This window comes from Roseivirga seohaensis subsp. aquiponti (assembly GCF_001267955.1).
GTDB classification, from domain to species: domain Bacteria; phylum Bacteroidota; class Bacteroidia; order Cytophagales; family Cyclobacteriaceae; genus Roseivirga; species Roseivirga seohaensis.
Window position 1 is genome coordinate 1 of sequence record NZ_JSVA01000033.1, and the last position, 24,651, is coordinate 24,651.

The 24,651-nt window shown below is 39.1% G+C and carries 24 protein-coding genes; 12 read left to right on the forward strand and 12 right to left on the reverse strand.

Going from position 1 to position 24,651, the window contains the following annotated elements; translation table 11 throughout:
• The first annotated feature begins 165 nt into the window (after positions 1 to 165).
• From OB69_RS17680 to lspA, 3 genes are all read left to right on the forward strand, one after another.
• Positions 166 to 579, forward strand: a complete 414-nt coding sequence (locus OB69_RS17680; protein ID WP_053225088.1) for a hypothetical protein — start codon at positions 166 to 168, stop codon at positions 577 to 579.
• An 11-nt stretch (positions 580 to 590) separates the two neighbouring features.
• The gene (locus tag OB69_RS17685) at positions 591 to 1,220 is read left to right on the forward strand and encodes a hypothetical protein (RefSeq protein ID WP_053225089.1); all 630 of its coding nucleotides are present in this window, start codon (positions 591 to 593) and stop codon (positions 1,218 to 1,220) included.
• Between the two features lie 123 nt (positions 1,221 to 1,343).
• The gene (lspA, locus tag OB69_RS17690) at positions 1,344 to 1,859 is read left to right on the forward strand and encodes a signal peptidase II (protein WP_053225090.1); all 516 of its coding nucleotides are present in this window, start codon (positions 1,344 to 1,346) and stop codon (positions 1,857 to 1,859) included.
• A gap of 1 nt (position 1,860) precedes the next feature.
• Here the strand turns inward: lspA and OB69_RS19005 are convergent, their stop codons facing one another.
• A complete protein-coding gene (locus OB69_RS19005; RefSeq protein WP_141655448.1) occupies positions 1,861 to 2,013 on the reverse strand; it encodes a zinc ribbon domain-containing protein in 153 nt (50 codons plus the stop codon).
• 80 nt (positions 2,014 to 2,093) lie between these two features.
• Between OB69_RS19005 and OB69_RS17695 the strand changes: the two genes are divergently transcribed.
• The 3 genes from OB69_RS17695 to OB69_RS17705 all read left to right on the forward strand — a co-directional run bounded on the left by OB69_RS17695 (position 2,094) and on the right by OB69_RS17705 (position 5,968).
• Complete coding sequence (locus OB69_RS17695) at positions 2,094 to 3,419, forward strand: DEAD/DEAH box helicase (RefSeq protein WP_053225091.1); 1,326 nt, start codon at positions 2,094 to 2,096, stop codon at positions 3,417 to 3,419.
• A 47-nt stretch (positions 3,420 to 3,466) separates the two neighbouring features.
• Entirely contained in the window at positions 3,467 to 3,964 is a 498-nt protein-coding gene (locus tag OB69_RS17700; protein ID WP_053225092.1) for a DUF6265 family protein, read from the forward strand.
• Between the two features lie 144 nt (positions 3,965 to 4,108).
• Positions 4,109 to 5,968 (forward strand): cation:proton antiporter domain-containing protein, encoded by a 1,860-nt coding sequence (locus tag OB69_RS17705; protein WP_053225093.1) that lies wholly within the window; start codon positions 4,109 to 4,111, stop codon positions 5,966 to 5,968.
• A gap of 53 nt (positions 5,969 to 6,021) precedes the next feature.
• Here OB69_RS17705 and msrA read toward each other — a convergent pair whose 3' ends face one another.
• The 6 genes from msrA to OB69_RS17735 form a co-directional block, all read right to left on the reverse strand.
• Positions 6,022 to 6,684 (reverse strand): peptide-methionine (S)-S-oxide reductase MsrA, encoded by a 663-nt coding sequence (gene msrA / locus OB69_RS17710; RefSeq protein WP_071426819.1) that lies wholly within the window; start codon positions 6,682 to 6,684, stop codon positions 6,022 to 6,024.
• A 52-nt stretch (positions 6,685 to 6,736) separates the two neighbouring features.
• Positions 6,737 to 7,213 (reverse strand): pyrophosphohydrolase domain-containing protein, encoded by a 477-nt coding sequence (locus OB69_RS17715; RefSeq protein ID WP_053225094.1) that lies wholly within the window; start codon positions 7,211 to 7,213, stop codon positions 6,737 to 6,739.
• A 63-nt stretch (positions 7,214 to 7,276) separates the two neighbouring features.
• The gene (gene msrB, locus OB69_RS17720) at positions 7,277 to 7,822 is read right to left on the reverse strand and encodes a peptide-methionine (R)-S-oxide reductase MsrB (protein WP_071387129.1); all 546 of its coding nucleotides are present in this window, start codon (positions 7,820 to 7,822) and stop codon (positions 7,277 to 7,279) included.
• 78 nt (positions 7,823 to 7,900) lie between these two features.
• Positions 7,901 to 8,812, reverse strand: coding sequence for a class I SAM-dependent methyltransferase (locus tag OB69_RS17725; RefSeq protein ID WP_082338234.1), 912 nt, complete (start codon positions 8,810 to 8,812; stop codon positions 7,901 to 7,903).
• 156 nt (positions 8,813 to 8,968) lie between these two features.
• Positions 8,969 to 9,163, reverse strand: coding sequence for a hypothetical protein (locus tag OB69_RS17730; RefSeq protein ID WP_053225096.1), 195 nt, complete (start codon positions 9,161 to 9,163; stop codon positions 8,969 to 8,971).
• A gap of 206 nt (positions 9,164 to 9,369) precedes the next feature.
• On the reverse strand, positions 9,370 to 10,746 hold the full coding sequence (locus tag OB69_RS17735) for an exonuclease domain-containing protein (RefSeq protein WP_053225097.1): 1,377 nt from the start codon (positions 10,744 to 10,746) through the stop codon (positions 9,370 to 9,372).
• Positions 10,747 to 10,793: 47 nt separating this feature from the next.
• On the opposite strand from OB69_RS17735, the gene OB69_RS17740 reads away from it, so the two are divergent.
• Positions 10,794 to 11,633, forward strand: coding sequence for an ATP cone domain-containing protein (locus OB69_RS17740; protein ID WP_053225098.1), 840 nt, complete (start codon positions 10,794 to 10,796; stop codon positions 11,631 to 11,633).
• Here the strand turns inward: OB69_RS17740 and OB69_RS17745 are convergent.
• Positions 11,605 to 13,326, reverse strand: a complete 1,722-nt coding sequence (locus OB69_RS17745) for a sodium:solute symporter (RefSeq protein WP_053225099.1) — start codon at positions 13,324 to 13,326, stop codon at positions 11,605 to 11,607. The genes OB69_RS17740 and OB69_RS17745 overlap by 29 nt on opposite strands.
• Positions 13,327 to 13,462: 136 nt before the next feature.
• Positions 13,463 to 16,003, reverse strand: a complete 2,541-nt coding sequence (locus OB69_RS17750; protein WP_053225100.1) for a PIG-L family deacetylase — start codon at positions 16,001 to 16,003, stop codon at positions 13,463 to 13,465.
• Positions 16,004 to 16,216: 213 nt separating this feature from the next.
• Here OB69_RS17750 and OB69_RS17755 point away from each other — a divergent pair, with 213 nt between their 5' ends.
• Entirely contained in the window at positions 16,217 to 17,794 is a 1,578-nt protein-coding gene (locus tag OB69_RS17755; RefSeq protein WP_053225101.1) for an ArnT family glycosyltransferase, read from the forward strand.
• 82 nt (positions 17,795 to 17,876) lie between these two features.
• Here OB69_RS17755 and OB69_RS17760 read toward each other — a convergent pair whose 3' ends face one another.
• Genes OB69_RS17760 through OB69_RS17770 form a run of 3 tightly spaced genes read right to left on the reverse strand, consistent with a single transcriptional unit; the run spans position 17,877 to position 20,424 of the window.
• Positions 17,877 to 18,536 carry a phosphatase PAP2 family protein gene (locus OB69_RS17760; RefSeq protein WP_053225102.1) on the reverse strand — a complete coding sequence of 220 codons (660 nt, stop codon included), beginning with the start codon at positions 18,534 to 18,536 and terminating at the stop codon, positions 17,877 to 17,879.
• The gene (gene trmB, locus OB69_RS17765; protein WP_053225103.1) at positions 18,526 to 19,194 is read right to left on the reverse strand and encodes a tRNA (guanosine(46)-N7)-methyltransferase TrmB; all 669 of its coding nucleotides are present in this window, start codon (positions 19,192 to 19,194) and stop codon (positions 18,526 to 18,528) included. Before trmB ends, OB69_RS17760 begins: the two co-directional genes overlap by 11 nt.
• Entirely contained in the window at positions 19,195 to 20,424 is a 1,230-nt protein-coding gene (locus OB69_RS17770; RefSeq protein WP_053225104.1) for a bifunctional folylpolyglutamate synthase/dihydrofolate synthase, read from the reverse strand.
• A gap of 144 nt (positions 20,425 to 20,568) precedes the next feature.
• On the opposite strand from OB69_RS17770, the gene OB69_RS17775 reads away from it, so the two are divergent.
• The 4 genes from OB69_RS17775 to OB69_RS17790 all read left to right on the forward strand — a co-directional run bounded on the left by OB69_RS17775 (position 20,569) and on the right by OB69_RS17790 (position 24,628).
• Positions 20,569 to 21,219: a head GIN domain-containing protein gene (locus OB69_RS17775; RefSeq protein WP_082338237.1), complete on the forward strand. Its 651-nt coding sequence runs from the start codon at positions 20,569 to 20,571 to the stop codon at positions 21,217 to 21,219.
• A 158-nt stretch (positions 21,220 to 21,377) separates the two neighbouring features.
• A complete protein-coding gene (locus OB69_RS17780; RefSeq protein WP_053225106.1) occupies positions 21,378 to 22,940 on the forward strand; it encodes an FMN-binding glutamate synthase family protein in 1,563 nt (520 codons plus the stop codon).
• A gap of 100 nt (positions 22,941 to 23,040) precedes the next feature.
• Positions 23,041 to 23,547, forward strand: coding sequence for an energy transducer TonB (locus tag OB69_RS17785; RefSeq protein WP_053225107.1), 507 nt, complete (start codon positions 23,041 to 23,043; stop codon positions 23,545 to 23,547).
• A gap of 106 nt (positions 23,548 to 23,653) precedes the next feature.
• Positions 23,654 to 24,628 (forward strand): GSCFA domain-containing protein, encoded by a 975-nt coding sequence (locus tag OB69_RS17790; RefSeq protein ID WP_053225108.1) that lies wholly within the window; start codon positions 23,654 to 23,656, stop codon positions 24,626 to 24,628.
• Positions 24,629 to 24,651: the final 23 nt, after the last annotated feature.

Consider the following 24,651-nt stretch of genomic DNA (forward strand, 5'->3'; position numbering starts at 1 on the left):
ATTCACCATTCAAGGCACACACATTGTATAAGCGTAATGCGGGCTGAATGGCTAAAAATGAGCATTTCGGTTCCTAATAAACTTTGCGGTGGGCTGACAATGAATTGCTCCGAAATCCCGCACTACGCTTATACTTGACCGTTGTGCGTCATTTAAGAAAACCGAATGAAAACAAATTTTGAAATTGAAGAAAACTATGCAGTTCAACTAAACGGAACTCATATTGACCTTCATAATAACTTTGACTTTATCGGACTTTCAAAAAATGGAAAAAACATTACAGTGGACTTTAAAAGAACGACAGGCGATTGGGTGAAAAATGACGAATTCAAAAGCCTAAAGTTCGAATTTAAGAATGTCTCTTATGAATATTATGAAGATGGAGACAGTGAAGCTTTAAAGGAAGACACCGAACGACTTGGAGAAATCACTTTTTTCCCAGCCGACTCCAGAGAAATTAATGATGGGATTATTCCACAGTTTAAACCGAAAATGAATGATGATATAATTATGTTTTTTGAAGATGGAAGAGTAATTCGGGTTGGATGTGAGGTGATAAAACTGACGACTGGAAATTAACTTAAGAACTAATGCTGAGTTGGTTGACAAAAAATAAAACCAAAGAATATAAGGATAGGATTCTGAAATCCTTTCCGACAGAACTCAAATTGGACGTAGAATCTGTTATTAAAATATTGCCGCTCGAAAAGAATGACGTGAAGCTTTCTAATGGTCAGGTTTATAATGTTGATAATCTAATTCATCCGACTGAATTGACGATTAAATTGAATGGGGAACAGCTGATAATTCCTTACAGAGTATACTTTGACGAACCAGACATTGAATCTGAAACTGACTTAACTGATAGACAAAAAATCATACTGAATTGTATATTTCTGAGAAATCACAATGGATATCTACGAGAGCGAAGACTAAATAATTTAATCGCCAAGGATGAAAAATGGATAATCCCGTTTACAATTCAGTTGATAGGAGAATATGTATTTGAGATTTTAGAAGTCTTAGACGAACACATAAATAAAAAGACAATAAATGATTATTACTCATTTACAACAGAGAATCCTAAGTATTGGCAACAGACGGAAAGTCGGATGATAAGTTATTGGAATGAATATTACAGAAGGAAATTTCCTAAATTGAAAGAATATTTAGGAACAGCATTAGTAAAAAGAATAAATAACGAACGCACAATCGAGTAGACAGCCGTGAGCCATAAGGCTACGGTGCACTTAATAACAAAATCCCTCAAATCAATAATTTTCACCAATACCAGCCTTCATTTTATAAGCTATTGATTAGTTTAGCAGCCTGAAAAGAATCCCATGAAGTCAAACGTTAATCGTATCATCGCTATTCTCGCCATTATCATCGTTAATATAGGCTGCGATCAAGTCACCAAAGAAATGGCACGCGAGCAAATTGAATATAACGAGCGCATTGAAGTGATCGGTGATACCCTTATTCTTACCAAAGTTGAAAACTCTGGCGCTTTCTTAGGCATGGGCTCCGACTTGTCTCCTATTTTCAAAAACATTCTATTACTTGGATTACCAGGTTTGGTGATGGTAGGCCTTTTTGTCTTCCTTCTCATAAAAAAAGACCTCACCAAATTGGCGATTGTAGGTCTATCATTTATTGTTGGTGGTGGAATTGGCAATTTATATGACCGCATTCTTTATGGTTCTGTAACCGATATGGTGCACATAGATTTAGGTGGCGTTTTTAGAACAGGCATTTTTAATGCTGCCGATGTATCGGTAATGATTGGTACAGGTTTAATTCTGTTAGAGCAGTTCTTAACAAAAAAAGACCAAGAAAAAGTAAAGGAAGCCAGTTAATCTACAACACCAACCATAACAACAAGGCCACAATTAAAAGGATAGCTACCCAGCTTAAAGCCTTTGACTGCCTAGGAAATTCATAAGCGCAGATAGGGCAAACTTTTGCTGCTGCATCTATTTCCATGGCGCATGAAGGACATTCTTTTTTCATTTCGGCAATTTATGAAAATATAAAAGCGCAAAAGCGTATCACTTTTCTATTTATACCTTAAATACAAGTAGTTTTGCACCATGCAAACTGCCCATAAAAACCAAGAGGAAATCCTCGCCAAGCTTCGAATAGAAAAACTCAACCCAATGCAAGAAGCGGCCCAAGAAGCTATTCACCAGCATTCAAACGTAGTCTTACTTTCCCCTACGGGCACAGGAAAAACCTTGGCCTTTTTGCTTCCTATTATTCAATCATTAGATGTGAACTGCGCTGAAGTACAAGCTTTAATCTTGGTGCCCTCAAGAGAATTGGCCATTCAGATCGAACAGGTGATTAGAGAGATGGGAACGGGCTTTAAAGCCAATGCCGTGTATGGCGGGCGCCCAGCATCAAAAGACAGAATGGAATTGAAGCACAGACCTGCAATCCTTGTTGGTACTCCTGGCCGTGTAGCAGACCATTTAAGGCGTGACGCTTTCCCTGTAAAAGACATACAAACTTTGGTGTTAGATGAATTCGATAAGTCTTTAGAAGTGGGTTTTGAACTAGAAATGATGGAGATCATCGCTTTGCTTAGCCATGTGCAAAAGAAGATTTTGACTTCGGCCACCAACGAAACCGAAATACCGGGCTTTGTAAAACTCAAGTCGCCTCAAATTCTCGATTTTATAGATAAAGGCGACTCATCGCTTGAAATCCAACTAGTGCTTTCTCCCGATAGAGACAAGCTGGAAACGCTCGTTGATACCCTCAATCGACTTGGCGACCAGCCCGGCATTGTGTTCTGCAACTTTAAAGATTCCATCGAACGAATTAGCCAATACCTTTTCGATCATGAAATTAACCATGGTGTGTTCTATGGTGGAATGGAACAAGTAGACCGCGAAAGAGCGCTTATTCAGTTCCGAAATGGCACATACCAATTGCTATTGGCAACAGATTTGGCTGCCAGAGGAATTGATATTCCAGAATTAAAATTCATTATCCATTATCATTTGCCTAATTCTGGACCAGAATTCACCCACAGAAACGGTAGAACCGCCAGAATGAACTCAGAAGGAACAGCCTATGTGCTACAATGGGAAAAAGAAGAACTGCCTGATTTCATTTCCGAACTTAAGCCCAAAAGCGGTAGGGTTCGCGATGTATTGGAAGGAATTTCGGCACCTAAGCCTTTGATGAAAACCCTGTTTATTTCGGGTGGAAGAAAGGATAAGATTTCCAAAGGCGATATTGCTGGACTGTTTTTCAAACAAGGCCAATTGCAGAAAGATCAGTTGGGCATGATTGAAATTAAAAACGATTGCGCTTTTGTTGCCGTAGCGGCAATAGAAGCCAAACGTTTGATTAAGACCCTGAATAACACTAAACTGAAGAATAAAAAGGTAAGGATTACGGAAATTTAAAAGCCGTTGTCCCCTATTTGCATTGTGGTTCGTCAATTCAATAAAACATGAAAAAGCTAAGTCTATCTCTCCTATTCGTTTTTATCTATTTTAGCAGCTTTGGTCAAAACACCTTAAAACTTGGCGATAATAAATCTCCGAAAGCAACTTTAGCCGATATCGCTTGGCTGAGTGGTCATTGGCGTGGCGAAGCGTTTGGAGGCATTACCGAAGAAATTTGGTCTCCTCCTTTGGGCGATTCTATGATGGGTTCCTTCAAACTTGTTTCAGAAGGCAAAACCAGTTTTTACGAAATCTGCCAGTTGGTAGAAGAAAACGGTAGCCTATCATTTCGCTTAAAACATTTCAATAGTGACCTCACAGGCTGGGAAGAGAAAAATGAACGAGAAGAGTTCCCTTTGGTAAAAGTGGAAAAGAATGCCGTTTATTTTGATGGGTTTACAATTAAGCGAATTTCGAACAATGAAATTCATATGTATGTGGTCATCAGCGATGAAGGAGAAGCAGAAGAAGTTGAATTCAAGTACTTTAGGTTTAGCAAATAGTAATTTGAGCTTTATTTCTTCAATTTTCGATTTCTACTTTTCATAGCCTTAAATACGCTGGGCTCGGGCATTCTTTGAAGTTTATAGTCGTGCCACAGTTCATTTTTACCTATTTTAGGGAAATTACGAACTTTCACAACCTTGATGAACAACCTCGAATACTGGCCAATTTTTATCATTCTGTCTATTGCCTGGGTAGTACCCTTAGTACTCTCCAGGTTAGAAATCTCAAAAGTACCTTCTGTAATTGTCGAAATCGTAATGGGCGTAATGGTAGGCCCTTTCGTATTGGGCTGGGTTGAAGAAACTGCCATTACAAGCTTCTTGGCACAAACTGGCTTTCTATTCCTAATCTTCTTGGCAGGAATGGAAATTGATGTCAACAAAATTATTTCATCTTTCCCCCGTGGCCGAATCAAGTTTGTAGATTTAGTAAGTAACTCACTTTTGGTAGCCCTTTTCATCTATTTTGGTTCGCTTTTGCTTTCGTTGCCTTTTGCATGGCTGATGAACCAATTTATGGAGGTGGACATCGTATTCTACATGTTCTTATTACCAACCGTAGCCCTCAGCATTACTGTACCTATTTTAAAAGCAGAAGGAGAATTGAAGCGCAAGTTTGGGCAAATTCTACTGATGGAAGGTGCCATTGCCACGGTAATGAGCATCATACTGATTAGCATTTATTCAGGCGTACTGAAAAAAGGGTTTCAGGTAGAACTTCTCCTTTTTGCCATTATTTTCATTGTATTCATCGTTGTATACTGGCTTGGTAAGCGTTTAATGAAAGTGCGCAGTTTTCAGCAATTGCTCTATAGACTGGAACATGCAGCCAGTCAAATTAGAGTACGTGGTGCTGTGGCCTTACTATTATTCTTTGTGGTAATTGCCCATTTAATCGGAACAGAATTGGCCATGGGTGCTTTTTTTGCAGGTACCCTGTTAAGCCTGTTTGTAAGCAAAGAGCGTTCGGCATTGCTATTTAAGTTGGATGGAATGAGCTATGGCTTCTTTATTCCCATCTTCTTTATTATGGTTGGGGTGAACTTAGATTTGTCGGCACTTACTCAGTTTCAAGAATCCATCCCCTTTATTCTCACCTTAATTGTAGGTTTTTTTGTTACTCAGCTTATTCCAGCCTTAATCATGATTAAAGTGTTTGGGTTGAAAAAGGCTTTAGCCGGAGGTGTATTACTTACTGCTAGAATGGGGTTGACCATTGCCGCTGCCCAAATCGGGCTTTCTTTAAATGTAATTAGTTCTGCCGATAATGCTGGAATTGTAACCACGGCCATTTTAGTAAGTCTAATCTCGCCTTCCATCTACAAGATCTTTAATAATGGAAAAGAAGAGCACCACAATATTTATGTTTTTGGAGGAAGCAGGGCAAGTTTATTCTTGGCCGAAAGGCTTAAAATGCACGATATGTCCTTCATAACCCTAATCCAGAAGAAGGAAATATTGCCAGATTTCGATAAAAAGAGTTTGAACTATAAATTCATTCAAAATCTAAGCGCTAGTGTTGTAGACGGATTAAAATTGAGGTCAGCCGATCTTGTGATTGTTCTTACAGAATCAAACAACTTGAATCAGGAGCTGACCCGATACATCAAAAATGAATTAAAACACAGTAAAATTATTACTAGAAAGCAATCGGCTACACATGATTTGATTGACCCTCAAGGAGAAATTAAGTTTATCGATCATGATGTAGTTTTGGCCAACCACATTGAAAATATGATTGCCAGCCCAGATTCAGTTTCTTCACTTTCAGAAAGTTTTGGAGATTACCGTCTTGAGGAGATAACAATTAGCCGTAGTGATATTAATAGAAAACTGGTAAAGGAAGTACCTTTTCCTCCTGCTGGTTCATTAGTCATTCAAAAGCGAGCTGGAGAAGTCTTTATCCCTCACGGAAACACTCATCTATTGGTGGGCGATATTATGACAGTAATTGGCAGTCATGCCGCCTTAGCTGAGTTTAGAAGCATATTAGAAAAATAGCACTCCTGTAAAGAAGTGCTATTGAATATTATTAAAGATTTAAGACCAAACTCTTATTTCTCAGAAGCGTATTTCTTCTTTATCAAATTAGGGAAATGTTCTTTTAGTTTATTCACCTTAGGTACAGCTATATTGATAATATAAGGGTTACCTGGGTTCAACTCGTAATAGTTCTGATGGTAATCTTCGGCCAGCCAAAATTTAGTGTACTCAGTCACTTTTGTAGCAATCGGTTTATTGTACTTTCCTGTCTGATTCAACTTTGAAATATAATCGGTAGCTAGTTTCTTCTGGTTCTCATCATGATAAAAAACCTCTGTACGGTACTGTGTTCCTACATCTGGACCTTGACGATTTACTTGGGTTGGATCGTGTGTATAGAAGAAGACCTCTAAAAGTTCTTGATACGAAATCACCTTAGGATCGTAATAAATTTGAATAGCTTCGGCATGGGTTGACCTGCCGTAACTTACGTCTTCATAAGTGGGGTTATTCTCTTTTCCTCCTGTGTAACCCGAAACCACATTTTTAACGCCATTTACGCGTTCAAATACGGCTTCGGTACACCAAAAGCAGCCCCCCGCAAAAGTGGCAATTTCATTCCCTTTTTGAACTTCTGCTTCCAAATTAACTAACTCTGTTGAGTTCACATTTGAGCATGAAGAAACTCCAAAATTGAGAAGCAGGCTTGTTATTAATGTATACGCTATGTGCATTTGTATTTTTATTTTATTTACAGCCCTAACGCCATCTACAAGCGATATGTTTTTAAATAGTGTCGTTCAAAATACTCTTAAGGTCGGCTGGAGAGTAATTCACTGATTTTAAAGTTTTGTTATCCGCAGTTCTATACACCAAAAAATGTCCGTCCGACTCCTCAATATAGCTTTCCGTTCCATCTTTGTCCATATAGTGCTTTTGTGTAGCTTCAGCTTCCTCCATTGTTTTGCAGGTTTTACTCATGTTTGAGCGCTGTACTTCGTCAAACAAGGTTTTGAAACTGTTACCTAAACCAAACTCAAGAATAGCACCTGACAATACATACTGAATATCACACAAGGCATCGGCTACCTCAACTAAATCGTTTGCTTGAATGGCTTCTTCTAGTTCTTTCAGCTCTTCTGCAATAAGCGATACCCTAAGCTTGCACCTATCGGCAGACGGAATTTGAGGAGTTTCTAGAATTGGGTGTTTGAATGTTTTGTGAAATTCAGCAACTGAGTTGAGTGATTGTGGTTCTTTCATGATATAAATAAAAAGGCCTGTGTTAAACAGGCCAATGTTAAATAATTATTTGCGGTTGGTAAACTACTTATTGTCTTTTTTAAACTTTGGAGGCGTTCCGCCTTCTGGAACAAAGATTAAAGCTGCTGAATTTAAGCAATAGCGCAAACCTGTTGGCGCAGGGCCGTCTTCGAATACATGGCCTAAATGAGATCCACTTTTGCTATCTACAACTTCCCAGCGCACCATTCCTTCGCTTGTGTCTTTCACCAATTTAATGGCATCATCAGAAATTGGTTTCCAAAAACTTGGCCAGCCTGATTTTGAATCATATTTGGTTTCTGAGCTAAAAATGGGCTGTAAACTAGCTGCAGAGTAATACGTTCCTTTTTCATAAAACTTATTGTATTTGCCAGAAAACATGGTTTCAGTAGCTTGTTCTCTTAATACCGCATATTGCAAGGGTGTTAATCTTTCTCTCCACTCCTTCTCTGTTAACTGAATCTCGTATTTTGGTTTTTCTTGTTCAAAAGCCACTCCAGACAGTTCGTCTTCCTCGCCCCTGACCGTCATAACACTTGCTACAAGTAAGATCATTAATCCGCTAATCAGTAGTACCTTAGTTTTCATATCACTATCTTTTTTTTCTTCCCAACTTGATAAACGTAAAAATAGTTTGACTGGATTGACAAGAATTACACAAAAGGTCTACCAGGCGATACTTTGGCTAAAGAAACCCATACTTTGTGGGGCATCTCCTTCTTTATGGATGGGATAAAAGAAGATGTTAGGAAGTTTTATCTTTTTCCACGGAGCAATTACGCCCAAAGCTCTTTTTGATCGCTGATCAGATTTAAGTTGGTTGCTTGCATGCATGGGTTTTGAATTATCATAAAGCATGATTGAAACGCCATCAGGTTTTAGGCACCTTTTCAATTCCTCGTATGCCATTTCTTGAACTTCCTTATCATAGTTATTGATGTAATCAAATGAGAATAAGGCGTCTACAGAATTATTATCAAAAGGCAAGTGATCTACATCGCCCAACACTAAAATGGTTTCTCCTGGTAGTTCGTCTTTTATTGCCATCAACCTTGACAATGAAAAGTCCATATGAAAATAGTATTTGAATGAACGTCCATAAGTTAGGTTGTGAATAGAATCAACATCGTGGGTTACCACACTCATAAAGTACTCTCCTCCTTTAGGAAGTAGTCGTGCTAACTGAGTTACTTTTTCCTGACTTATTGGGTTACTCTTAAGCTCTTTGGTAGGCTTTTCAATCGCATTGCCTTCGCCAAACCCATAGTCTCTATAAAATTGATCAATTTCTTCTTGAGGTACTCTTTTAAGATGATTGGCCGTTCTGTTTTTTGAAACAATAGCTGTTCTACGTTGTAAATAACTTATGTTATCAATTATGGGGTAAATATGAGTTAGATGAGAGGTAACCAAAGCTGCCTTTACTTCAATATTTACAGGTGCTCCAGGGTAGAAGAATAAATCGCCATGTTTAATTTGAGTATTTAATGAAATAAGCTCCTTTTCCGTCATTAGTCTTAACGACTTTTTTGTAAACGGACAAACCATTAATCCTTCCATATTCATTCTACCTTTCACAGCGCTTGTGTTTATTACACTAACGTACGCAAATGCCCTACCAGATCGCCAAAAATAGATTTTAAGTAATTTTTGCTAAAAAAAATTCCCATATCGGGAATCGAAATCCATAAAAAGGATTCTAAAATCTTACGTAAGAAGTAAGGATTTCTTAGGCTATGCTTGTCCTTCTTGCTCCACTTTTAAGTACTTGTGGCCGGCCATTAGCACACTAGAATAAAATAGCTCTTTACCCACAGTACTCACATCATTAACATACTTAATAATACGCCCAGATTTCTCCTGAGATTCATGTAGTTTACCTTCAGCGTATTTCAATATTTTACCTCGAATTTCTTTAGTCTTTTTCATCGTATTATAGTTTGAGAATTCTATACTTATTTAAGCGATTATCTCATCAATTTGTTTCGTAATCCTTTCAATTGATGAAACAATTATTTTAACGGTTTAACCTTGCTCAAGGTAAATTGTTAAAAGTTTTTTTCCATACCCAAAACAAGGGATATTGAGTGATGGAATCTTATGAAATGAATAACGAATAGTTCGTATTAATAGTCTTAAGCAAAAAGACCATAATTAGGCTCTTGAACTTGAGTAGTAAATTGAATCACTTTTCGTTTTGTATAATACTGATTTATAATACGTTGGATATCGGGCGTATCGGGGTACCTGGTAATAATAGCCTTTACATCCTCGATACTATCAAAAGCCATATCGTTTTCAAAAAAGCCAAAGCCCAAATACTTTCCGTTTTCAACCAATACTACAGACTTTTCAGTGAGGGTTCTTCCCTGCCCCAGCAAACAAAACGACTGAGAGTTTTCTTTAATACTCTGAATGGCTTTTTTGAATCTTTCGCGCTGCTCTGTCGCTCCTTCTCCGCCTGTTTTAATTGTATAGCCAAAATACATCATCATAGATGCAGGCAGACTGCACAATTCAGGATCGAGTTCAAACTTCTTTACCAGTTCAATCAAATAATCACGAGCGCGATCGAAAGAAGTAAAACCTATTAAAGGCAAGGTGCCTTTCATTTTCTTTCCAATTGACAATCGATCGAAGCCCTTTCCATCTTGATAATGATAGAGGCCGTATTTAGCATTGGAGAATTTTTGGGCCTTGTTGTAAATCGGAAAATGCTTTTTGATTTCTGAAGACTCAAATAAAAAAGCGATCATTTCATCTCCACATTCTTCATATGATATATCGTAGAGCTTATCCTTCAATCCTTGTTTGTACACTACATCGGTATTCGAAAAATGGCCTTTAACACGCTTCTTAATGTTGTTGGCCTTTCCTACATAAATGATCTCACCGTGGGCATCGTGAAAGTAATATACGCCAGTAAACTCTGGCAAAGCATCGAAAGTAGCTTTAGGTAAATGAGGTGGCAAAAAGCCTTCTTGAGAATCTTTCTTTAAGAAGTTAGCAATGTGATTTTCATCATTCTGAATAATCAAATCAAGCAATTCAACAGTTGCTCTAGCATCACCCATTGCCCTATGGCGTGCATGGTTTGCTATACCAAAATGATCGCAGAGATTGCCTAAACTATAGGATTTCAACCCTGGAAATACCTTACGAGAAAGCCGAACCGTACAGAGTTTTTTTAAGTTTAAAGTGCCACCAAGTTGTTGGAATTCATTTTTAAGGAATGAATAATCAAAATTGACATTGTGCGCTACAAAGATATTTCCCTCCAACATTTGGTAAATTTCTTTGGCCACTTCAAAGAATCGAGGTTCATCTCTTACCATCTCATTCGAAATGCCCGTTAGCGCAGTAATATTCATTGGAATTACCCGCTCAGGATTCAAAAGCGTTTGATATTCGTCTACCACACGCTTTCCATCATGAATTAGAATGGCTACTTCGGTGATTTTTCCGTAATTGGCAGAACTGCCCGTGGTTTCTATATCGACTATGGCGTACACAGCTTCAAATTACATAAGTTTTGTTTTCAATACGTAGCATTAACTGAATGAATACTATCCTTGTTAAGAAATACTCTGGCGATCTGGTTCCATTTGAAATTGAGAAACTAGAAAACTCACTATTCAAATCTGGAGCAAGCCCAGAGCTTATTGAAAAAATCACCAAAGAAGTACTCAGTTGTTTATTTGAAGGAATTTCTACCAAGGAAATTTATAAAAGGGCTTATAGCATTCTCAGAAAGTCTTCTAATGCCTTGGCTGGCCGATATAAACTTAAAAAAGCAATTCTTGAGTTAGGGCCTTCTGGTTATCCGTTCGAAGCTTTTATTGCTCATTTATTTGAATATCAAGGCTATAAAGTAGAATCAGGAATTACATTAAAGGGAAAATGTGTAACACACGAAGTGGATGTGAGGGCCGAAAATGACACTGAAATACACTTTATGGAATGTAAGTACCACAGCAACCCAGGTTATAAATCAGATGTAAAAATTGCATTGTACGTGCATTCTAGAATGAATGACCTTATTGCCAATTACCAACCTAAATTCCCAAATAAGAAATTTACAGGGTGGATGGTCGACAATACCAATTTCACCTCAGATGCTATACAATATGCAGAATGCAGCGGCCTTAGAATTATGGCATGGAATTACCCTTCTAAAGGAAGCCTAAAGGATCGAATTGAAATCTCAGGCCTTTACCCTATTAGTTGCTTGGTTTCGCTTACAAAGGCGGAAAAGCAATTGCTTTTAAAAGAAGACATTGTGCTTTGCCAACAGCTTTTGGACTCTGACGAAGCACTCGATCTTATCGATAAAAGAAAGCATAAAAAAGTTCAGGAAGAATGTCGTGAACTTACGCTACCGATGGCTTCTCAGGCTTAACTAAATTGAAAAAATAACTGAATAAAACCACCAAAATACAACCCAGGGCATTGTACCATAAAAAGCCCATAGTGAAAGCTCCAGCTTCACCTATAACATTTAAGTAGTGTACCAATATAATCAAGGCTTGACTTAGTATTGCACCCATAAATACCGCATTGCTTCTAATATTTTTAAAGAAGAAAGCTACTACGAAAATACCCAAAACAGTTGGGTAGAATAAAGAACCAATCAAATTCACTGCTTGAATTAGGTTTTCAAACAGTGAGAGTGTGGACGCGAAAATGATAGCAATTATGCCCCATGAAAGTGTGAACAATTTTGAGGATTTGAGATAATGCGTATCTGTTTGGCCTTGTTTAATTCTTCTTTTATAGAAGTCAATTGTAGTAGTAGAACCTAGGGCGTTTAACTCCGAACTGGTGGAAGACATGGCTGCAGAGAAGATTACGGCAAATAACAAGCCTATGATACCCTTAGGAAGTACGTCCATTACATACGTCATAAAAATATAATCCTTGTCGTTGGTTTCGGCTCCTGGTAATGCAGTGGAAAGCAATGCTTTGGCTTCGGCCCGTACTTCATCAGAGTTCCGCTGTAACGTATTGAGTTCTGCTTGAACATCAGTTATTACCGCTTCATCACCTGCATCAATGGCATCATTAAGTTGAAATACAGTTTCTCGCTTGGAATTGAATATTTCAAAATAATCAGCTTCTAAACTTCTAAAATCATCAGCGTATTCGGTACTCATTACCTGCTCGGTAAGGTTATCGTTAAAGAATACTGGCGGCTGATTGTATTGGTAATAAACAAAGACCAAAACGCCAATCAACAAAATGATAAACTGCATTGGCACTTTTAGTAATCCATTCATCATAAGCCCTAAACGGCTCTCAGAAAGGGTTTTTCCAGATAAATAACGTTGTACCTGAGATTGATCTGTACCAAAATAGGACATAAACAAAAACACAGCTCCTGTCAATCCTGACCAAATATTATAGCGATCTTCAAGGTTAAAGTCGAAAGTAATTACATTCAGTTTATCCATTTTACCAGCAACATTTAGGGCATCGTTAAACCCAACACCAGAAGGCAAAGAATAGATGACTAATATACCTGCGATGATCATTCCCCCCATCATTACAGCCATTTGCTGTTTTTGAGTTTGAGTTACCGCAGCAGTTCCTCCAGACACGGTATAAATAATAACCAAAATACCAATAACGATGGTTGTGGCTTGTAAAGGCCAGCCCAGCAATGAGCTTAAAATAATAGATGGAGCATAGATTGTAATACCTGCCGCTAAGCCTCTCTGAATTAAGAAGATAAACGCAGCCAACATACGTGTTTTTAAATCAAATCGAGATTCTAAATACTCATAGGCTGTATAGACTTTCGCTCGATAATAGATCGGCAAAAAGAACACCGAAATGATAATCATGGCCACTGGAAGACCAAAATAGAACTGTACGAACCCCATACCCTCGGTATAAGCTTGGCCAGGAGTAGAAAGGAAAGTGATGGCACTGGCTTGAGTTGCCATAATGGAAAGCCCAATGGCCCACCATTTCACATCGTCTCCACCACGTAAATAACTATCAATATCCTTATTGCCTCGGGTTTTCCAAACCCCATAAACTACAATGGAAATCAGTGTGCCGAAAAGCACTGCCCAGTCGATCCAACTCATTCGTATGATTTTGTAAACCAGTAAAACAATAGAACTAATACAGCCAATGTACCCATTAGTAACCAGTACATTCCAGACCACTTCTTAAAAAATGGAGGTTTAGCATCCCTCAGTTCTTGTTCTGTTTGCGCACTCATTAGCGTTTGTTTTCAATTCGGTTTAGCTTGGTGCTTTTAGGCGTTTCGTTACCAAGCGAAATCATATTACTAAAAATTCGGTAAGCCCCAGCTACACCTGCGGGTAATTCTCTAAACCATGAATAACCGGTATAAACAAAATAGCCTTCGCCATACTGCCCTACAATCAAACCGCCATCATTTGGTTTATCGCCTGGGTCGTTACTAGAAAGAATGGCTGTATACCGATCGTCCCATTGGTTTGGGAAATAAAGTCCTCGCTCTTGCACCCAGCCTTCAAAATCTTTCTCGGTAATTTTATTTGGCCCATTAATCAATGGATGGTCGGGTGCTAGTATTCGCACTTTAGCGTCTTCAACCGTCACTCTATCTCTTGAAATTTGAAAAGGATAAGGCCCAATCTCTGGCTGGTCTCTCATGCTAGTGTTATACTGGGCAATTACGGTACCGCCTTGCTTTACATATTCCATTAAATCAGGTTGAATAAATGGCATTCTATCTACAGTATTATAAGCACGCACGCCAATAATTACGGCATCAAAAGCAGCTAAGCTTTCTGCTGTAATTGTATTCGGATCAAGAATAGATACAGTATAACCGATTTGCGTTAAGCTTTCTGGTACAGCATCGCCTGAGCCCATAATGTAGCCAACGTACTGTCCTTTTCTTTCCAAATTAAGGCGCACCACTTTGGCTGTACTTTCAGGGAAAATCGTTTGTCGAGGAATGTGCTTGTAATCAATCACCTTCAAACCTTGGTGATACGACTTGCCATTGTAAGTGACTTTTGCCGTTACCGCCCCTTCTTGCTGAGTTGTTGGAGGCAATACCTGAAACTTGAATCGCGCTTCTTCTTGCTTTCCTTTTAAGTTGAATTCAAAATTTTCTGGACTAGATTTCCAACCCGAAGGCAAATCCAAACTCACTTTTCCTGAAACATTATCGGTACCCGCTTTTACCACCACATTTACTTCTTTGGCAGAATTATCGGCAAATACCAAAACGCTTTCGGCAATATTCACAAATACTGGTGGCGTAACTACAAATGGCCTATACACTTCTCCGTCTACCCTATCATTCTCTTTATAGACTACAGATGTAGCATAAGCATATGGCTTTCCGTTAATTGTCAAATTAAACGTAGCATTCAAAATGTCTGGGTTTTGAGCAAGCCCAATTAATGCTTGGTCATCTACTTTATACATCCCTACAGTTCCTTCTTCGCGAAGCCAATAAGGCTGTGAGTTTGTAAGTTGCGGAAGGGTAAATTCTAAGTTCTTTCTAAAAGATTGATTGTTGGCCAATGGTTGTGTAATAGTGGCTTTCTCATTGAGTTCAGGAAAATCAATTGAATTGAGTGCAACCTTCACATCAGAACGGTTAATGGCTTCGACACTAATTCTAAGCTTCTCTCCGCTTACTTTGGTTTCTTCGTCTGCTACTACTTCCAAATAAAGGCCGAGAACAGATTTAATTACCAAATCAAGCTCTTCTAGTTTAACCTTTTTCCAATACTCGTTTTCAAGCTTCACCAGTTTTTCACGGGCTTGCATTAAGTCGTCAATAATTATGGAAGGATTACTGAGGCTATAATTCTTATTTGCTTTTTCCAAAAGAGCCCCAATTTCTGCTCCTCCTTTTACTCTCGACCAAGTGGTATTTATATCTTCAAAAATATCGGACTTTGGCTTTTCCCCTTTCCAATACATCAATACTTCTTTGCTTTCGCCTCTGCGGCCTGTGCTTCCAAAACCCTGAGATTTATGTTCGCTACGGCCTAAAGAAGATATTTCGTCATAAGAAAGCCCTAAAAGTGGATTGTACGCTCCAAAATCTATAGTGAAATAACCCGGAGTACCGTCAAACTCTTCTCCATCATTTCTTCCACCAAAATTATAACCGTTCCAATAGAGGGTTTTAGGTTGCCATGGCTGAACATACTTCAACTGCTCAGGGTATTTGGTAGGATCGTTGGCCAAATCAAAGGCTTGCATTGCCAAACGGGCCGAAGCTGTATGATGGCCGTGCATGGTTCCGCTCGGCACCAAAGTAGTATCGAAACGAGTGATGATTATATCTGGACGAAAGCGTCTGATGTTCCAAACCACATCGGCCAAAGCATCGTCTTTATCCCAAACATTCAAGGTCTCATTGGGGTCCTTCGAAAAACCGAAATCATTTGCTCGGGTGAAAAATTGCTCCCCACCATCCTTTCTTCTGGCCGCCAAAAGCTCTTGGGTTCTAATAATCCCTAAATACTCACGAATTTCAGTACCGATTAAGTTTTGTCCCCCATCTCCACGTGTCATGGCTAAATAAGCCGTCCGCATGTTCTTTTCATTGGCCATGTAAGCAATCAAGCGGGTGTTTTCGTCATCGGGGTGAGCCGCCAAGTAAAGCACCGAACCCAGTACCTCCAGTTTATTAAGGGCTTGTTTTATTTCTGCGGCATCTAATTTTTTGGGCGCTTGCGCATTACCTACTGATGAAAAGGCAGTAAGCAGAATGCAGAAAAGCATTAGTTTAGAAAGGTGTTTCATTTGGTTTTAATGAGTATTCAGGCTTGTAACGGCTTCTAAGTTATCAGGTTCTATCGATTATCCGAGTGGCATTTCTGTTAATGGGGCATAAGTTTTTCAATTTTAGAAAGAAATGTCGAACTAACGACTTCATCTCCAATTCTACCATCGAATATTCCTTTTCAGATTTCATTCCCATTCTTGACCATTATCAATTAGCTTTGCAGGCAGTTCATGAGCAAACAAAAAACCCTTTTACTGATCCTCGTTTTAGCCGTTGCGGTATGCTATGCCAATATTAGCGGACTGGATGTTTACGCATTGGATGAAGCCAAAAATGCAGAAGCAGCCAGAGAAATGTTTGAAAGTGGCGATTATGTGATTCCGTATTACAACTACCAACTCCGTACCGACAAGCCACCACTTCATTATTATTTTATGGCTGCGGGCTATTCTATTTTTGGGGTAAACGAATTTGGAGCACGCTTCTTTTCTTCCTTAATGGGCGTTTTCACCATCATGATTACCTTTCTGTTTGCCAGAAAACACTTTGGCGAAAAAACTGGATTGAACGCGGCATTGGTGCTTATCTCGTCCATTCATATGGCATTGCAATTCCATATGTCCGTGCCCGACCCCTATTTGGTCTTCTTTTTAACATGGGCGTTTTATTCGTTTTACGAAGCTTATAAAACCAATAACAAGTGGCAGTTGCTGTCCTTCTACTTGGCCATTGGCTGTGGTGTACTCACCAAAGGCCCTGTGGCGATAGGACTACCGGGCTTAGCGGCCCTCATCTTCCTTTTTACCCAAAAAGATTTTAAATGGAAAACGATTTGGCGCTTACAACCCTTTGGAGGTTTGTTACTCGCATTACTGATTTCTGTGCCTTGGTTTTATGCCGTGCATATTCAAACGGATGGCGCTTGGACTCAAGAATTTTTCTTCAAACATAATTTCTCTCGTTTCTCCGACTCAATGGAAGGCCATAGCGGCAGTCCATTGCTAACCTTGGCCTTTGTGTTTGGTTTAGGCATGTTGGCCTTTATACCTTTTTCCGTGCAATCGTTCAAAAATGCTTGGAAGGAAAGGAAAGACAGCGCAATGATGTATGTGCTAATCTCTGCTTCCGTGATTGTAGTGTTTTTCGCGATTAGCAGCACCAAACTGCCCAACTACACGGTTCCGTCTTATCCCCTCATTGCCATTTTAATTGGGGCTTACATAGCTAAAATCGATAACCAGTGGTTTGCTAAACTCGGAAATCGAATTGGCTTGTTTTTCTATGCTATTCTGCTGATAGGTTTTCCTGTAGGCATTTACTTCGGCCTAAAAGGTGACAAATCTTTAAACGAGCTGACGAACCTTGCGTTTTATTTCATTCCGCTTGCTGTGGTAGGAATTTTCATTTTGAAACAGGGTATTGCCAGAAAGAATATTGAAAACGTATTGTGGATGAACATTAGCGTTTGGTGTGTAACGATAATGCTTTTCTTCCATTTAATTTTCCCGCAAGTAGATGGGCAGAATCCTGTTCGACAGACTTTACCAGAAATGGACACGAGCAAAACAATTATTGCTTTCAAACGGCTTAACCCTGCATTCGTTTTTGCCCTTAAACGCGAAATTCCAATGTACAATGATGTGGAGACCATCAAGCAAATTATGGGAAATCAGCCCAGTGGTTATTTGATTTCTCGTACCGAATTTCAAGAAGAACTGGAAGCCATTCCCGGTTTAGAGTTTCAGGATAAAGCCAGAGACTTGTTCGAAAACCCTACCACTTTGGTGATGAAATGGGGAATGGATTAGTATAACTAACATCAATATTAACCCTCGAAAAGTTCTTATTTCGATTTCAAATGAAGTGATTTACATTGCTAAAATAGCAACCTCAACTTTTGGAGGGTTTTTTAAACGATAAACCATTTTGAAGCTTAGGTTGATCCGCATAAGGTTTCATAATGTACCAAGCGATAAGCGCAGCCATTATTCCAAAAACACTTCCAATGTAGATATCTCTTAAGAAATGTTGAAGGATATAAACCCTTGATATTCCGACCAATACAGCCGATATAAAGATCAATACATTTAAAGTTTTATTCTTGCATAAACTGATGAGCACAAAAGCCAAAGTAAAGGCTGAAGCGGTATGACCTGAAGGAAAACTATCAAAACCGCGGGTGGTAACTCCTTCTACAAAATTGAGGCTGTCTGCCTGATCAGCAAAGAAAGTTTTGGGTCTTGGTTCGCCAGCAAAAAGCCACTGTTTAAAAATATGAACAAAGACTGTTTGGAGCGCAATGGCAATCAGCATATAATAGAACTTGTGCAGATTGTTGAATAAAAAATACAAGGCTACAATGGCCAGTAAAACCCCATCACCAAAGTAGGTCCAATACTGAAAAAAGAAATCGCCAAAGCTAGTATGCCTATCATTAAGCCAAAGTACAAAGTCACCATGGTTGGTCAGAAGCATTAAAATACCGAAAGCCAATACATAAACCAGTACAAGCCATTGCATTCCTTTGTCTATAAATGGTCTATTTTTCATGGTCGAATTTAAATTTCATGTATTTAATACTTTCACCAAGGTTATAGAATTTCTCTTCAAACTTGGTCTTTATGCCGTAATGGTCATCCATGTATTCTGAATCATACAGGTTACGAGTATATTCTAAATCTATGATGTCATTTCGTTCGCTTAACAGCTCCAACGTATAATCAAAAAGCGGTGTATTGTCTGTTTTAAAGAACACTTGACCGTTTTTGGTGAGTAATGATTTGTAATACTCAAGATATCTAGGTGAAGTCAGTCTGCGTTTTGCATCGCCTTCTCTTCTGAAAGGATCGGGAAAAGTAATCCAGATGGTTTCTACTTCGTTTGGGGCAAAAAAGCTCTCTATACTCTGAATTTGAGCCCTCAGAAAAGCCACATTGGTAAGATTTTCTTCAATGGCTTGCGTGCTGCCCACCCACAATCGGTCGCCTTTTACGTCAACGCCCACAAAATTTCTATTGGGATAAACCCTAGCTAAACCCGTAGTGTATTCACCTCTGCCACAACCCATTTCGACCGTAATCGGATGGTCATTCTTGAAGTATAATTTGTTCCAGTTTCCTTTTAATTGAGTGTAGAGTGCTTTGTAATCTTCCAGAACATTTTCACGTTCTTTTAACTCTTCAAACCTTTTCTGCTTCTGTCTCGACATTTATAACGCTTCTATTTCGGCCACCACAAAGGTACTACCTCCAATATAAATCATGTCATTTTTTGTGGCTTTTGACTTGGCCAGAGCAATTGCTTCATTTACATCCTGAACAAAATCGGCTTTCAAACCAAAAGGTGAAACCAACTCTTCAATGCGTTCCAACTTCATGGCCCGTGGTACTTTGGCTTCGCAGAAAACAAATTCAGCTTGAGCTGGCAAGCGAGGAATCAAAGTGTCTAACTTCTTATCATTAACAAAGCCCAAAACCATGTAGAGTTTTTCGAAAGAACTAGACTCTATTTGTGGAATGATGTAGTCGAAGGCCTCTTTGTTATGGCCCGTGTCGCAAACGGTGAGCGGTGCTTCTGAAAGAATTTGCCACCTGCCTTTCAGACCTGTTTGAGTTCGCACATTGGCGAGTCCATGCGATAGGGCTACTTCGGAAATTTCCCAGCCTTTCTTTCTTAACACATTAACAGCGGCCAATACGCCCTTGATATTTTTAGCCTGATAAGTACCGGGCAAGTCAAGTGAATATTCGCTCGTATTCAAGGGCTCCTGATCTGCAAATACCAACTCCGAATTCATCTCTTTTGCCTTCTTGGTAAAAACAGGAGTTGTTTCATTTTGAGACTCTCCTATAACCACAGGAACATTTCGTTTTATCACTCCAGCCTTCTCAAAAGCAATTTCTTGCAAAGTATTGCCGAGCATATCCATATGATCGAAGCCAATATTAGTAATCAATGAAAGCTCAGGAGTGATGATATTTGTGGAGTCTAACCTTCCGCCTAAGCCTACTTCAATAATGGCAATATCTACTTGCTCTTCGGCAAAGTAATCAAAAGCCATGGCCACCGTCATTTCAAAAAATGAAGGGTGAATTTTGTCAATGGTAGGTTGAATTCTTGCCACAAAATCAACCACATTTTGTTCAGGAATCGGTTGGCCGTTAATTCTTATTCTTTCTGTAAAGCTCTTTAAATGCGGACTTGTATAGAGCCCCACTTTATAACCAGCCGATTGAAAAATAGAGGCCAACATATGCGATGAACTACCCTTGCCATTGGTGCCCGCTACATGAATAGATTTAAACTTATGCTGAGGGTTACTCACCGCTTCGCAAAGTTTTAAAGTATTGGTAAGATCTTTCTTAAAGGCCACATTCCCTACCCTTTGGTACATGGGTAATGCGGAAAACAAATAGTCGAGCGTCTGTTGATAGTTCACTGCGCGAAGATAGTATTTCGGAGATTATTTGCCGCTAAATCAATCTTCTTGTTCTTCTTTTCACATCACTAAAAAAATATTTCTTCTCCATACGTGTGAGGCAAACATCAACCGTCATAAGGGTACAACAACAAACTCAAAAAAATGAAACAACAACATTTACTCTTAATGCCCTTTGCCATTTTGGCTCTTTCTAGCTGTTCTTTTGATGATATCACAGGAAATGGACCAATTACTAACGAAACCCGTGTGATGGAAGACTTCCATTCTGTAAGGCTACAAATTGAAGCGGATGTTTACTTATTGCAAGACGATGAGCAAACGCTTCGGCTTGAAACTCATGAAAACCTACTACCTATTGTAGATACTTATGTAAGTAATGGGGAACTCATCATAAAAAGCAATCACAACATCAGAAGAGCCAGAAGGTTGAAAGTCTATATTTCGGCACCCGATTTCCAAAACATTACACTTACTGGCTCAGGAGATATTGAAAGTGAAAACTGCCTGGATTTGGACAACTTGAAGCTGAAAATCAGTGGCTCCGGAAAAATCAACCTTTGCGGTATGGTCGATAATTTGACCGCTTCGGTTACAGGTTCGGGAGATATCAATTCTTATGGCCTAAACGCAAAAGTAGTTGACGCAAGCCTTTCGGGTTCTGGAAATATTAAGGTAACGGCTGAAGAAACCTTAACCATCAAAATTTCAGGTTCTGGTGATGTTTATTACAAGGGCGATCCGCAAATCAACTCTAAAGTATCTGGCTCTGGCAGAATCATCCGTAGTTATTAATAATCAATCAAGGGACTGGACCATATTAAGCCAGTCCCTTCACTTTATTTTTTGGGTGAAATAGAATTTACCTACATCCCAACAACAAAATACCCATCAATAAATTTAAATGCTGGTAAAGAAATACTACTTTGACCAAAATACACTTATTTGTGATTATGGAGTCAATTCAATCATTTCTAGCTACAGTACCTTGGTGGGGCTGGGTTTTGTTTTTCTTATTCATCCTTTTCTTAAGAGATATTATTCAGCGTAAACACACCATTACACATAACTTTCCTATCATTGGGCATATTCGGTATATGCTCGAAAAAATTGGCCCAGAACTACGGCAGTACATAGTAGCCAATAACCGAGAAGAACTTCCATTCAACAGAAGTCAGCGCACGTGGGTGTATGCCTCTTCAAAAAAGCAAAATAACTATACTGGATTTGGCACAGATCAAGACCAAGCCTCTCCGGGTTTTGTGTTTATAAACCCCACCATGTTGCCCTATAAACCAGCACCAAATCACCCTAATGTTACTCAGGTAGACTTAATTCCTTGCGCCAAAGTAATGGGGCTTTATAACAAAAGAAAAAGGCCATTTCGACCTAAATCCATCGTTAATATTTCGGCCATGAGTTTTGGCTCCTTATCGGCAAAGGCCATAGAATCGTTGAACAAAGGAGCAAAAAAGGCAGGCTGTTATCACAATACTGGTGAAGGCTCTTTATCTTATCATCACCAGCATGGGGCTGACATCGTTTTCCAGTTTGGCACCGGTTACTTTGGGGTAAGAACCCCCGAAGGCAATTTCGATATGAATAAAATGGTGAAATTGGTAAACGATTACAAATACATTAGGGCCATAGAAGTAAAGCTTTCTCAGGGTGCTAAGCCCGGTAAAGGAGGTGTTTTACCTGCATCCAAAATCACCAAAGAAATTTCAGAAATCAGACACGTACCAATGGGAAAAGATGTGATTTCGCCATCGACCCATACTGCCTTTAGCACCATTCCTGAGTTGTTAGATTTTATAGAAGACATTGCCAATAACACAGGCCTACCTGTTGGTTTTAAGTCTGCCGTTGGAAAATTAGACATGTGGGAAGAACTGACAGACCTGATGGTAGAACGTAATATTGGTCCTGATTTCATCTCGATTGATGGCGGTGAAGGCGGTACAGGAGCTGCTCCTCCAGCCTTTGCTAACCACGTTTCATTACCTTTTGTATTTGGTTTTTCACAGGTGTATCAAATGTTTAAGCGTAAAAACCTTACTGATCGTGTAGTATTTATTGCTTCTGGTAAATTAGGTTTTCCATCCAGCGCATTAATGGCCTTCAGTATGGGAGCAGATTTAATTAACATTGCTAGAGAAGCCATGCTTTCTATTGGCTGTATTCAGGCGCTCTCGTGCCATACCAATACCTGCCCAGCAGGCGTAGCTACCCAAAATAAATGGCTACAAGCAGGAATTGACCCTACCCTTAAATCGGAACGCTTTTACAACTATGCCAAAACGTTAAGGAAAGAAATTTTAGAAATTACACACGCTTGCGGCTACGAACATCCTTGTCAATTGGAAATGACAGATGTTGACATGAGTATGGGCGATAATAATTACACCACTACTCTTCGACAAATCTACAATTACGAAAAAGTGCCAGTAGACTTTATTAGTATGCAAAACTTGATTGAATGCGAGCACTTGGGCGGTAGAGAAGACAAGGCTTAATCCCCTATCAATTTCTTTTTCAATAACTTCTGTTAAAAACAACTAAATTTATTTGCTATTAACTATTAAAATAGTTTTCTTCGGATAAAACTTAGTTACTATGAAAAAATCAACATTATTACTTGCTGCGTTGCTATTCACCGCACTCTCATGTTCCGATGAGGACATCAGCCTTGAATCGATTGATGAAGTCGGCCAAGTCACCGGTGTTGCTGGTGTACAAAATTCAGATGATGTATTTCTTATTGTAGAAGAGCCGCCTACCTTCCCAGGTGGAGCAGATGCTTACAGAAAGCACCTTTTGACCAACCTTAAGTATCCAGAACAAGCTAAAAACCAAGGGATTGAAGGAAATGTTTTTGTGTCATTTGTTGTGACTACCGAAGGAAAACTAGAGAACATTCAGGTAGTTAGAGGTATTGGCGGAGGTTGCGATACTGAAGCCGTTCGTATGCTCGAATTGTCTCCTGATTGGATACCTGGCAAACAACGAGGCAAACTGGTGAATGCCCGAATGAATTTAAAAGTAGCTTTCAAATTATCTGGAAGTGATACTAAAGTGGATGACGATTCTCAAGCCATCGTAAAAGCACTTTCTAGCTTATAACAACACCTCTTTCTGTCAGAAGAGTGCATAGTCAAGTAAATGGGAGTCTCTAAAGCGGGCTTCCATTTTTTATTTTTAGCCATTCTTACATTGGTTATCTTTGGCCATGTTCCGAACCGAATTAAACCCAAAACCCTCTTCTCACAAAATACAGTTATCAAATCCATTGATTTCGATTGGCTCCTGCTTTGCAGACAATATTGGAAAGAAACTCTCTCAACATAAATTCAAGGTTGAGTATAACCCCTTCGGTATCATCTTTAATCCCCTTTCCATTTTTGAATTGATAGAAATGGCATTGGATGAAACTCGATTACCAGAAGATAGTTATTTGGTTCGAGATGGAATTCACCTAAACTACAAGGTGCATTCTGAGCTGTATGGAAAATCTCAAGAGCAGCTAGAATCTCATATAAACCGCCAACGCAACCGACTTACCAAAGTGCTAAAGAAACCAACTACCATTATCATTACTTTGGGTACGGCTTGGGTGTATGAAGAAAAAAAGACACAAATGCTGGTAGCCAACTGCCATAAAACTCCTGCAAGCCAATTCAATAAAAGACTGTTAAGTTCCGAAGAAATTTCAAGTGCTTTTATGTTGTTGAAAGAACAGCTTCATACGCAAAATCCTGAATTGAAATTCATTCTAACGGTCAGTCCTATTCGGCACGTAAAAGATACGCTAGAATTGAATATGGTGAGCAAAAGCATTCTAAGGCTGGCTTGTCATCAGATTAGTACTTATGCCGATGATGTAGACTATTTTCCTGCCTATGAGCTATTAATGGACGATTTGAGGGATTATCGCTTTTATGAAAAGGATATGTTGCACCCTAATCAATTGGCACAAGAATACATTTGGGGGAAGTTTATGGATGTTTACTTCGATAAAGAAACGAAGGCCTTCATTAAAAACTGGGGCGAAATACGCAGTGCCATGAAACACAAAGCATTTCACCCCGAATCTGATGCACACCAGAAATTTCTTCAAAAGACCATTGAAAAGCTAGAGCAACTTAAAGGTTTGGTAAAGGTGGATAAGGAACTGGTAAAACTGAGGAAGCAGTTGATCGGTTAATCAGGGATCAGGGATCAGGGATC

What these genes read in the sequence shown, in the direction of transcription:
- OB69_RS17680 (WP_053225088.1), top strand. Translation starts at nt 166, where the DNA reads ATGAAAACAAATTTTGAAATTGAAGAAAACTATGCAGTTCAACTAAAC.
- OB69_RS17685 (WP_053225089.1), top strand. Translation starts at nt 591, where the DNA reads ATGCTGAGTTGGTTGACAAAAAATAAAACCAAAGAATATAAGGATAGG.
- lspA (WP_053225090.1), top strand. Translation starts at nt 1,344, where the DNA reads ATGAAGTCAAACGTTAATCGTATCATCGCTATTCTCGCCATTATCATC.
- OB69_RS19005 (WP_141655448.1), bottom strand. Translation starts at nt 2,013, where the DNA reads ATGAAAAAAGAATGTCCTTCATGCGCCATGGAAATAGATGCAGCAGCA.
- OB69_RS17695 (WP_053225091.1), top strand. Translation starts at nt 2,094, where the DNA reads ATGCAAACTGCCCATAAAAACCAAGAGGAAATCCTCGCCAAGCTTCGA.
- OB69_RS17700 (WP_053225092.1), top strand. Translation starts at nt 3,467, where the DNA reads ATGAAAAAGCTAAGTCTATCTCTCCTATTCGTTTTTATCTATTTTAGC.
- OB69_RS17705 (WP_053225093.1), top strand. Translation starts at nt 4,109, where the DNA reads ATGAACAACCTCGAATACTGGCCAATTTTTATCATTCTGTCTATTGCC.
- msrA (WP_071426819.1), bottom strand. Translation starts at nt 6,684, where the DNA reads ATGCACATAGCGTATACATTAATAACAAGCCTGCTTCTCAATTTTGGA.
- OB69_RS17715 (WP_053225094.1), bottom strand. Translation starts at nt 7,213, where the DNA reads ATGAAAGAACCACAATCACTCAACTCAGTTGCTGAATTTCACAAAACA.
- msrB (WP_071387129.1), bottom strand. Translation starts at nt 7,822, where the DNA reads ATGAAAACTAAGGTACTACTGATTAGCGGATTAATGATCTTACTTGTA.
- OB69_RS17730 (WP_053225096.1), bottom strand. Translation starts at nt 9,163, where the DNA reads ATGAAAAAGACTAAAGAAATTCGAGGTAAAATATTGAAATACGCTGAA.
- OB69_RS17740 (WP_053225098.1), top strand. Translation starts at nt 10,794, where the DNA reads ATGAATACTATCCTTGTTAAGAAATACTCTGGCGATCTGGTTCCATTT.
- OB69_RS17745 (WP_053225099.1), bottom strand. Translation starts at nt 13,326, where the DNA reads ATGAGTTGGATCGACTGGGCAGTGCTTTTCGGCACACTGATTTCCATT.
- OB69_RS17750 (WP_053225100.1), bottom strand. Translation starts at nt 16,003, where the DNA reads ATGAAACACCTTTCTAAACTAATGCTTTTCTGCATTCTGCTTACTGCC.
- OB69_RS17755 (WP_053225101.1), top strand. Translation starts at nt 16,217, where the DNA reads ATGAGCAAACAAAAAACCCTTTTACTGATCCTCGTTTTAGCCGTTGCG.
- OB69_RS17760 (WP_053225102.1), bottom strand. Translation starts at nt 18,536, where the DNA reads ATGAAAAATAGACCATTTATAGACAAAGGAATGCAATGGCTTGTACTG.
- trmB (WP_053225103.1), bottom strand. Translation starts at nt 19,194, where the DNA reads ATGTCGAGACAGAAGCAGAAAAGGTTTGAAGAGTTAAAAGAACGTGAA.
- OB69_RS17775 (WP_082338237.1), top strand. Translation starts at nt 20,569, where the DNA reads ATGAAACAACAACATTTACTCTTAATGCCCTTTGCCATTTTGGCTCTT.
- OB69_RS17780 (WP_053225106.1), top strand. Translation starts at nt 21,378, where the DNA reads ATGGAGTCAATTCAATCATTTCTAGCTACAGTACCTTGGTGGGGCTGG.
- OB69_RS17785 (WP_053225107.1), top strand. Translation starts at nt 23,041, where the DNA reads ATGAAAAAATCAACATTATTACTTGCTGCGTTGCTATTCACCGCACTC.
- OB69_RS17790 (WP_053225108.1), top strand. Translation starts at nt 23,654, where the DNA reads ATGTTCCGAACCGAATTAAACCCAAAACCCTCTTCTCACAAAATACAG.